This window comes from Inquilinus limosus MP06, assembly GCF_000767795.1.
Taxonomy (GTDB): Bacteria; Pseudomonadota; Alphaproteobacteria; order DSM-16000; family Inquilinaceae; genus Inquilinus; species Inquilinus limosus_E.
In genome coordinates this window covers 1-7314 of the sequence record NZ_JANX01000311.1, presented here as the reverse complement: position 1 = coordinate 7314, position 7314 = coordinate 1, and the positions used below count along the sequence as shown (strand labels likewise).

The 7314-nt window shown below is 69.9% G+C and carries 11 protein-coding genes; 4 read left to right on the top strand and 7 right to left on the bottom strand.

Going from position 1 to position 7314, the window contains the following annotated elements:
* Positions 1 to 616, top strand: a 616-nt coding sequence (locus P409_RS21200; RefSeq protein WP_034843301.1) for an MFS transporter, incomplete at its 5' end; no start/stop codon positions are given.
* Here P409_RS21200 and P409_RS21195 read toward each other — a convergent pair.
* Positions 613 to 1104, bottom strand: coding sequence for a GFA family protein (locus tag P409_RS21195; RefSeq protein ID WP_034843300.1), 492 nt, complete (start codon positions 1102 to 1104; stop codon positions 613 to 615). The two genes, P409_RS21200 and P409_RS21195, sit on opposite strands and share 4 nt — an antisense overlap.
* Before the next feature lie 134 nt (positions 1105 to 1238).
* Between P409_RS21195 and P409_RS21190 the strand changes: the two genes are divergently transcribed.
* Both P409_RS21190 and P409_RS21185 read left to right on the top strand, forming a co-directional pair.
* Positions 1239 to 1598, top strand: coding sequence for an ArsC family reductase (locus P409_RS21190; protein ID WP_034843298.1), 360 nt, complete (start codon positions 1239 to 1241; stop codon positions 1596 to 1598).
* A 110-nt stretch (positions 1599 to 1708) separates the two neighbouring features.
* Positions 1709 to 1900, top strand: coding sequence for a hypothetical protein (locus P409_RS21185; RefSeq protein WP_152613470.1), 192 nt, complete (start codon positions 1709 to 1711; stop codon positions 1898 to 1900).
* Positions 1901 to 1919: 19 nt separating this feature from the next.
* Here P409_RS21185 and P409_RS21180 read toward each other — a convergent pair whose 3' ends face one another.
* The 6 genes from P409_RS21180 to P409_RS37260 form a co-directional block, all read right to left on the bottom strand.
* Entirely contained in the window at positions 1920 to 2858 is a 939-nt protein-coding gene (locus P409_RS21180) for a GNAT family N-acetyltransferase (RefSeq protein ID WP_034843294.1), read from the bottom strand.
* 73 nt (positions 2859 to 2931) lie between these two features.
* Positions 2932 to 3486: a thioredoxin family protein gene (locus P409_RS21175; RefSeq protein ID WP_034843291.1), complete on the bottom strand. Its 555-nt coding sequence runs from the start codon at positions 3484 to 3486 to the stop codon at positions 2932 to 2934.
* A gap of 53 nt (positions 3487 to 3539) precedes the next feature.
* Positions 3540 to 4607, bottom strand: a complete 1068-nt coding sequence (locus tag P409_RS21170; RefSeq protein ID WP_034843289.1) for an alpha/beta fold hydrolase — start codon at positions 4605 to 4607, stop codon at positions 3540 to 3542.
* A 116-nt stretch (positions 4608 to 4723) separates the two neighbouring features.
* Complete coding sequence (locus P409_RS21165) at positions 4724 to 4999, bottom strand: acyl carrier protein (RefSeq protein WP_034843286.1); 276 nt, start codon at positions 4997 to 4999, stop codon at positions 4724 to 4726.
* Positions 4996 to 6372, bottom strand: a complete 1377-nt coding sequence (locus P409_RS21160; protein WP_034843283.1) for an FAD-containing oxidoreductase — start codon at positions 6370 to 6372, stop codon at positions 4996 to 4998. Before P409_RS21160 ends, P409_RS21165 begins: the two co-directional genes overlap by 4 nt.
* A 389-nt stretch (positions 6373 to 6761) precedes the next feature.
* Positions 6762 to 7112 (bottom strand): OmpA family protein, encoded by a 351-nt coding sequence (locus tag P409_RS37260; protein WP_430515652.1) that lies wholly within the window; start codon positions 7110 to 7112, stop codon positions 6762 to 6764.
* Here P409_RS37260 and P409_RS41615 point away from each other — a divergent pair.
* On the top strand, positions 7090 to 7314 hold a 225-nt coding region (locus tag P409_RS41615; protein ID WP_430515651.1), incomplete at its 3' end, for a hypothetical protein. The genes P409_RS37260 and P409_RS41615 overlap by 23 nt on opposite strands.

Here is a 7314-nt window from a genome sequence, read left to right as displayed (position 1 = left end):
GCCGCTGCGGGCGGCGGTGGCGCAGGCGCTGGGCCATCGCGGCTACCGGCTGCTGACGCTTGGCTTCTTCACCTGCGGCTTCCAGCTCGCCTTCATCGGCACGCATCTGCCGAACTACCTGCTGCTGTGCCACATGCCGGTGGGGCTGGGCGCCACGGCGCTGGCACTGGTCGGGCTGTTCAACATGGCCGGCAGCTGGGCCTGCGGCTGGCTCGGCGGGCGCTACCGCCAGCAGCAGGTGCTGGGCTGGCTGTACCTGATCCGCGGCGCCGCCATCGCCGCCTTCTTCCTGGCGCCGAAGAGCGAGGCGTCGGTGGTGGTCTTCGCCGCGGTGATGGGGCTGACCTGGCTGGGCACCGTGCCGCTGACCAGCGGGCTGGTGGCCAAGGTGTTCGGCACCCGGCACCTGGGCACGCTGTTCGGTGTCTGCTTTCTCAGCCACCAGGTCGGGTCGTTCCTCGGCGCCTGGGCCGGCGGTTTTGTCTTCGACATCACCGGTTCCTACTCCCTGGTCTGGATCGCCACCGCGATCGCCGGGCTGGTGGCGGCGCTGCTGCACTTCCCGATCGACGACACGCCGGCGGTGGTCGCCGCCCGGGCGCGCGCGGCCGCCTAGAACGCCTCGTCCAGCAGCGGCCGCTTCTTCCTCCGCTTCGGTCCCGTCCACACCACGCCGGGGAAGCCTTTCAGCGGCCGCAGGGGCTCGCCCCGCCAGGTCCATTCCCGCGCCTGCTCGATGCCGATGTGGTACAGCGGCTCGCGGCCGGTGCGGGTCTCGAACAGGGCGCGCGGGATGTTCACCATCTGCGGCGCGTGCGGCCGCTCATACAGCACCGGCGTGCCGCAATGGCGGCAGAAGCTGCGGATTCGCCCGGTCTCCTCCTCGGTGAAGCGGGCGAGGGCCGACTCGCCCTTGACGATCCGCACCCGGCTGCGCCAGCACCCGACATAAGTGGCATAGGCCGCGCCATGCGCCAGCCGGCTGTTGCGGGAGTGATCGTGCCAGGCCCAGCGCGCCGGCACGCCGATCTCCACCCGCACCCGGCCGCACAGGCACCGGCCCTCCGAGGTCTCTGCCGGTGCCGCCTTCGCTGTCTTCGCCATCCCATGCCTCGCTGGTCGATCCGCCGCCACTGTACAGGCGATGGCTGTCACCGGCTGTCAGGTATCGGGGATGACGCCGGCCGCCGCAGACCCTATGGTCGGGCCGGCACCACGGATGAACGGGCGAAGGCACAATGGCGAAGCCGGTCACGATCTACGGCATCAAGAACTGCGATACGATGAAGAAGGCGCGGGCTTGGCTCGACGGCCGCGGCGTCGCCTATGCCTTCCACGACTACAAGGCCGCGGGCATCGACCGCGCCACGCTGGAGGGCTGGGCGAAGCAGGCCGGCTGGGAGGTGCTGCTGAACCGCTCCGGCACCACCTTCCGCAAGCTGCCCGATGCCGCCCGTGAGGGCCTGACCGAGCCGAAGGCGATCGCGCTGATGCTCGACCAGCCGTCGATGATCAAGCGGCCGGTGCTCGACATCGGCGGCACGCTGTTGGTGGGCTTCAAGCCGGAGCAGTACGAGGCCGCGTTCCCGGGGCGCTGAGGCCCGAGCCGGCCTTCCGGTCGGATCGATCCGGACTCCGTGACGTCCGGGCGAGACAAAACTCCGCGTCGCCCCGTTGGTCCTGACATGACCCACGGATGGAGGAGAGGATGGTCGGGGAGCTGATGATGTTCGCGGCGACGGAGGCGGTGGTTTTCGTGGCGACGGCACTGGTGTTCAGCGGTCCCGATCCGGTCGAGGATGAGGAGCAGATCCTCCGCGAGGAGCGTGCCGAGGAGGATTGGAGCTGGCACGCCCCCGCACGGTCCCCGCGCCTGGACGGAGTGGCCCAATCCCTCTGACGAGCGCGCTCTCGGGCCGCTAGCGCGCGGCCTTGATCTGCGGCAGGTCCCGCGTGAACGGGCGGAAGCCCACCCCGTAGTAGAGATTCCGGGCCGCCGGGTGCGCCGGCGCGCCCAGGCAGGCGACCAGCATCCGGGTCGCGCCGGCCGCCCTGGCCAGGCGCATGCCGTGCAGCTGCAGCGCGGTGCCGAGGCCCCTTCGTCGGAAATCGCGATGCGTGCCGACCGGCTCGAACTCGGCGGTCCGCGTCGCCTCGTCCAGCCAGATGATCGCGGTCGCGGCCAATGTGCCGTCCGGGGCCGCGACCAGCGGATGCAGGTCGGCCCGGTACGGCCAGGTCCGCCGCACCCGCTCGAATGCCGCCTCGGTGAGGCCGGACGGATGCCACGCAGCGCGATGCGCCCGGACCGCATCCGCTGCCGGCACGTCCGCGGCCGACAGGAGGCGGAAGCCATCGGGCAGCGCCGGCTCCGGCACCTCCGTCAGCTCCCTGGCGTTGAACTGCACCCAGGACCCGTCATCCGCGCCGGTTTCCGTGTCGAATGCGTAGCCATGCGCGGCGACGATGGCCTGCGCCTGGACATCGCCGGACTGGACCGTCAGCGACCGGTCCGCGTCGGCCGCGACATCGTCGTACCAGTCCAGGATCTCGGCCAGCAGCTCAGGCCGGTCCGGATGGGTCTGCCAGGTGAGGTTGGCCGTCCCGGCCTCGCGGAATGACCCGTCGTCGCGCGGCACCCGATAGGGCAGATGCGCCCATCCCCAGGCGGCCAGCTGGCCGCCGGCGAACCACAGCCGGTGCCGCCAGAACCGGCCGAGCGCATCGACATCTTTGCCCCAGACCCAGGCCAGCTCGCCGACGCTGGCATCGCCGTTCACCAGCTCCGGGCGCAGTGCCATTACCTGCTGGGCCAAGCCCTGCATCAGGCGGAGGTCGTTCTCGCCGAGAGTGTCCATGCCGGCACCTTGGCGGGGCCGGGCCGTGCTGTCGAGCGGATGAAGCCAGGGCGGCGCGGGCAGGCGATGCGCCTCACGCCGCCTTCCATTTGATCGAGCAGCCCATCGACGGCACCTGGTCGGCGGGGGCCCGGCCGGTCTCGGCGATCTGCAGCATCGCCTCGACCAGCTCGCGGCGAGCATGCGGCGAAGGCGGGGCGGTGCGGCCTTCGTCCAGCCGGCCGCGGTATTTCAGCCGGCGCTGCGCGTCGTAGCCGAAGAAATCAGGGGTGCATACCGCGCCATAGGCGCGCGCCACCGACTGGTCCTCGTCATGCAGACAGGGGAAGGGCAGGTCGTGCGCCTCGTCGAATTCCTTCATCGGCCCGAAGCCGTCCTCCGGATAGGCCGTGGCGTCATTCGAGCAGATCGCCGCGAAGCCGATGCCCTCGGACAGCAGCGTCATGGCGTCGTCCACCAGCCGGTCGATCACCGCCTTCACATAGGGGCAGTGGTTGCAGATGAAGACGATCACCGTGCCGCGCGGCCCGGCGACATCGTCGAGCGAATAGGTCCGGCCGTCGGTGCCGGGCAGGCTGAAGCCGGGGGCCGGCAGGTCGAGGGCAAGGGGCGGGGGCGTGGTGGCCATGGCGCGCATCCTTCACTGCAGGGGCCGGCCATAGTCTACCCGCAAGCCGGTCTTCAGCGCCAAGCGCAGATGCCCAGCGTGGCTCCCTTGGCCAGCAGCGCCCGGGCGTCGGCCTCCGGCACCGCCTGGGACGTGCCGTCGGCGCACAGCATCGTCAGCCCGGAATGGCCGGCGACGTCCAGCAGCAGCTGGTCCCAGTGGCGGTACTGCACGTCATGGCCTTCGCCCTCGTAGATCCGGGCCTTGCGGACGTCCGGGAACTGCGACTGCCAGTACCGCGCCTGGTCGAGCGGGACCGAGGTGTCGGCGGTGCCCTGGTAGACATAGACCGGCACCTGCACCCTGGTGACGTCGGCCTTCGGCCCGGTGCAGTAGCGGCGGTATTCGGCGACCTGGCCGCGCAGGTCGCCCATCTGGCCGCGGATGAAATAGGTGCGGGCGCCCTCCTCATAGGCGCGGTCGGCGAAGCCGGGGATCCTGCGGGTCGGGCTGGTCTCCGGATAGGTCCACCACGCCTCGGGGTTCTGCGCCGATGTCATCGCCTCGGTCAGCTCGGCGTCGGACATCTGGCAGGCCTTCTTCTCCGGCCCGAAGCCCGAGGTCGCGGCCAGGAAGTGCAGCGAGATCAGCCGGTCCGGCATCTCCGCCGCGATCTCGGCCAGGTAGGGGCCGCCGCCGGAGATGGCCAGGGCGGCCGTCTGCTGCACGCCGAGGTGGTCCAGCACGGCGCGAACTTCCGCGGCATAGTCCTTCGTCGTCCAGCCGGGCCGGAACTCGGTGTCGCCGAAGCCGTTGCGCTCGACCGCGATGAAGCGGAGCTTCAGCTTCGTGCGCAGGCTGCGCAGGTATTCGGTCATGCCGAAGGCGCGGACGCTGGTGCCGGTGCCGCTGACATAGAGCACCGGCCGCCAGTCCGAGGCGCCCTCGTCGATGTAATGCACCACGCGGCCGTCCGGCAGGGTCAGCGCCTGTACCGCCGGGCCCATCGGGTCGAAGGCGGTCTGCAGCCCGGTGAGGTCGGAGGCCGGCACGGTCGGGACCGGGTCGGTCGGCGCCGGATCGGCGGCGAGGGCGGGAAAGCCTGAGAACGCCAGGACGGCGGCCAGGACCAACGATCGCATCGCGCTCTCCCCCGTGGTTTTGTCCACTCTAGGATCGGAGCGCCGGCGGATTTGACCGCATCCGCCATCGGCCTGACGGAAGCCGGCGGGCTTGCAGCCGGCGGCTTTCAGCCGGCCTACATGTGCCAGCCGTGCCTCGGCTCGGCCGTCAGAGGGTCGTAATGCTGGTCGACCAGGTCGATCAGGGCGCGGACGGTGAAGACCGAGGCCAGGTCGTCGCGCGGGATGTCGGCGCCCAGCGCCTGCTCGATGTCCCAGGCCAGGCGCGTGACGTCGGCGGGGGCGAGGCCCAGATCCTCCAGCAGCCGGTCGTCGGGGGCGACGGCGCGCGCCGGGGCCGCGGCGCGCAGCACCCGCAGCACCTCGGCCTCGACGCGGTCCCGGCCGCTCACGGCAGCGGCTCCAACGACCCGAGCAGGGTCGGCAGCAGCTCGGACACCGTCGGATGGATCGGCATCGACCGCTGCATCACGTCGTAGGGCGCCTTGGCGTACATCAGGTCCAGCAGGCCGTGCACCACCTCGTCGCCGCCGGTGCCGAGGATGGCGGCGCCCAGGATCTGCCGGGTGCCGGCGTCGACCACCACCTTCATGAAGCCCTCGGTCTCGCCCTTCTCGACGGCGCGGCCGACCCGGCTCATCGGCCGCTTGGCCACCAGCAGCCGGCGGCCTGAGCGGCGGGCCTCCGCCTCGGTCATGCCGGCGCGGCCCAGCGGCGGGTCGGTGTAGAGGGCGTAGGCGGTGATCCGGTCGCTGACCCGGCGGCTGTCGCCGTCCAGCAGGTTGGCGGCGACGATCTCGAAGTCGTTGTAGGCGGTGTGGGTGAAGGCGCCGCGGCCGTTGCAGTCGCCCAGCGCCCAGATGCCGGGCACGCTGGTCTGCAGCGTGTCGTCGACGGTGATGTAGCCGCGCTCGTCGGTGGCGACGCCCGCGGCCTCCAGGCCTAGATCATGGGTGTTCGGGCGCCGGCCGACCGCCAGCAGCAGATGCGACCCCCGGACCACCGGGGCGCCGGCGGTGCAGTCGACCGTCACCGCAATGCCGGCGCCGTCCGGCACCACGCTCAGGCATTTCGCGTCGGTGCGGATCGCGATGCCCTCCTTCTCCAGGAAGGCGGCGACGGCGTCGGAGACGTCCTCGTCCTCGCGGCCGATCAGCCGCGGACCCTGCTCGATGATCGTGACCCGGGAGCCGAAGCGGCGGAACATCTGCCCGAATTCGAGGCCGATATAGGAGCCGCCGACGATCACCAGATGCTCCGGCACCGTGTCCAGGTCCATCATCGTGCTGTTGGTCAGGAACGGCACGTCGCGGATCCCCGGCATCGGCGGCACCGCGGCCCGGCCGCCGACATTCAGGAAGATCCGCTCGGCGATCAGGGTCTCGTCGCCGACCTGCACGGTCTTCGGCCCGGTCAGCCGGGCATGGCCCTGGATCACGGTGGCGTTCTCCAGGCCGCGCATCCAGCCCTCGACGCCAACCCGTGATTGGCCGGAGACCTCGTCCTTGCGCGCCTTGACCCGCCGCATGTCGATGCCGGGTGGGCCGGGCAGGACCACGCCGTATTCGGCGGCGCGCTGCGCCATCCGGGCGGCATAGGCGCTGGCGACCATGGTCTTGGTCGGGATGCAGCCGGTGTTGACGCAGGTGCCGCCGAAGCGGGCGCGTTCGATCACCGCGACGCGCTGGCCGGCGCGGCTCAGCCGGTCCGCCAGCGCCGGTCCGGCCTGGCCCGTGCCGATGATGATGGCATCATAGCTGGTCATCGCCGCCTCCCTGTCTGCCGGGGAGAGGATAACGCATCCGGCCGGCCGGGGACGGGATCTCTCGCACCGTCCGCCGATATTGAATTTTTATGACGATCCGTGGCGTTTCGCTATGATGTGTGCGCCCAAGAGCGAAGGAGGCATGCCATGGCCAAGGGTCAAATGCGCAAGCCGAAGGAAGCCAAGAAGCCGAAGAAGGACGCCGCCCTTAAAAAGGGCGCCGCAGCCTCGGCTTCGGCGCTGAAGAAGGCCTGACGGAACCGGGGCCTGGGCAACCGGGCCCCGACCGTCGCTGCGGATCCAGATCCGGCGAGCATGGCTCACGCCATAATTGTCGCGGCCAAGTTTCGCATTGGTCTTACCCCAAGAGTTCCCGCGGCACTCGCCTATCATATTGGATCGGGGCAGATTTCGGGCGAAGGGTCATAGATCAAGGCCCAGCGGTTCTGCCGTTCACTGACGCCATCGGCCGTTGGCACAAGAGGGTCGTTTTCACCGGCCCCGCGGACGATGAGTACGTCCTTATGGACTCCGTAGGCGACCAGCGCGTCGCGGACTGCGTCGGCCCTTTGAATTGACAGGCGCTGATTGCTGGCCTCCGAACCGGATCGGTCCGTATTGCCCGTGACCTCGATCCGCCCTGTGTCTCGACACCGAAGATGGAAGGCGGCAGCCCGGACGGTTTGTTCGGCTTGTTGGTCCAATCGAGCACTACCGGTGTCGAAGAAGACCAGCGCCACTGTGTTCTCGACTATCACATCCACCGCTTCGGACTTCGGAACTTGGGTGGTGGGATTTGGCTGGCCATGGTTTGAGCAGCCTGCGAGTGCAATGCTCGTCAGCACCATTGCAGTTGCATTTGAATTCCGCATCGATAGTCCCCCTTTAGGGAAGCCTGAAAGCGATCGGGCCGGAGGTCAATCTTTGATCAGGTGTCAGCCC

Coding starts and splice junctions, on each gene's coding strand:
- P409_RS21195 (WP_034843300.1), bottom strand. CDS start 1,104: ATGGCGAAGACAGCGAAGGCGGCACCGGCAGAGACCTCGGAGGGCCGG.
- P409_RS21190 (WP_034843298.1), top strand. CDS start 1,239: ATGGCGAAGCCGGTCACGATCTACGGCATCAAGAACTGCGATACGATG.
- P409_RS21185 (WP_152613470.1), top strand. CDS start 1,709: ATGGTCGGGGAGCTGATGATGTTCGCGGCGACGGAGGCGGTGGTTTTC.
- P409_RS21180 (WP_034843294.1), bottom strand. CDS start 2,858: ATGGACACTCTCGGCGAGAACGACCTCCGCCTGATGCAGGGCTTGGCC.
- P409_RS21175 (WP_034843291.1), bottom strand. CDS start 3,486: ATGGCCACCACGCCCCCGCCCCTTGCCCTCGACCTGCCGGCCCCCGGC.
- P409_RS21170 (WP_034843289.1), bottom strand. CDS start 4,607: ATGCGATCGTTGGTCCTGGCCGCCGTCCTGGCGTTCTCAGGCTTTCCC.
- P409_RS21160 (WP_034843283.1), bottom strand. CDS start 6,372: ATGACCAGCTATGATGCCATCATCATCGGCACGGGCCAGGCCGGACCG.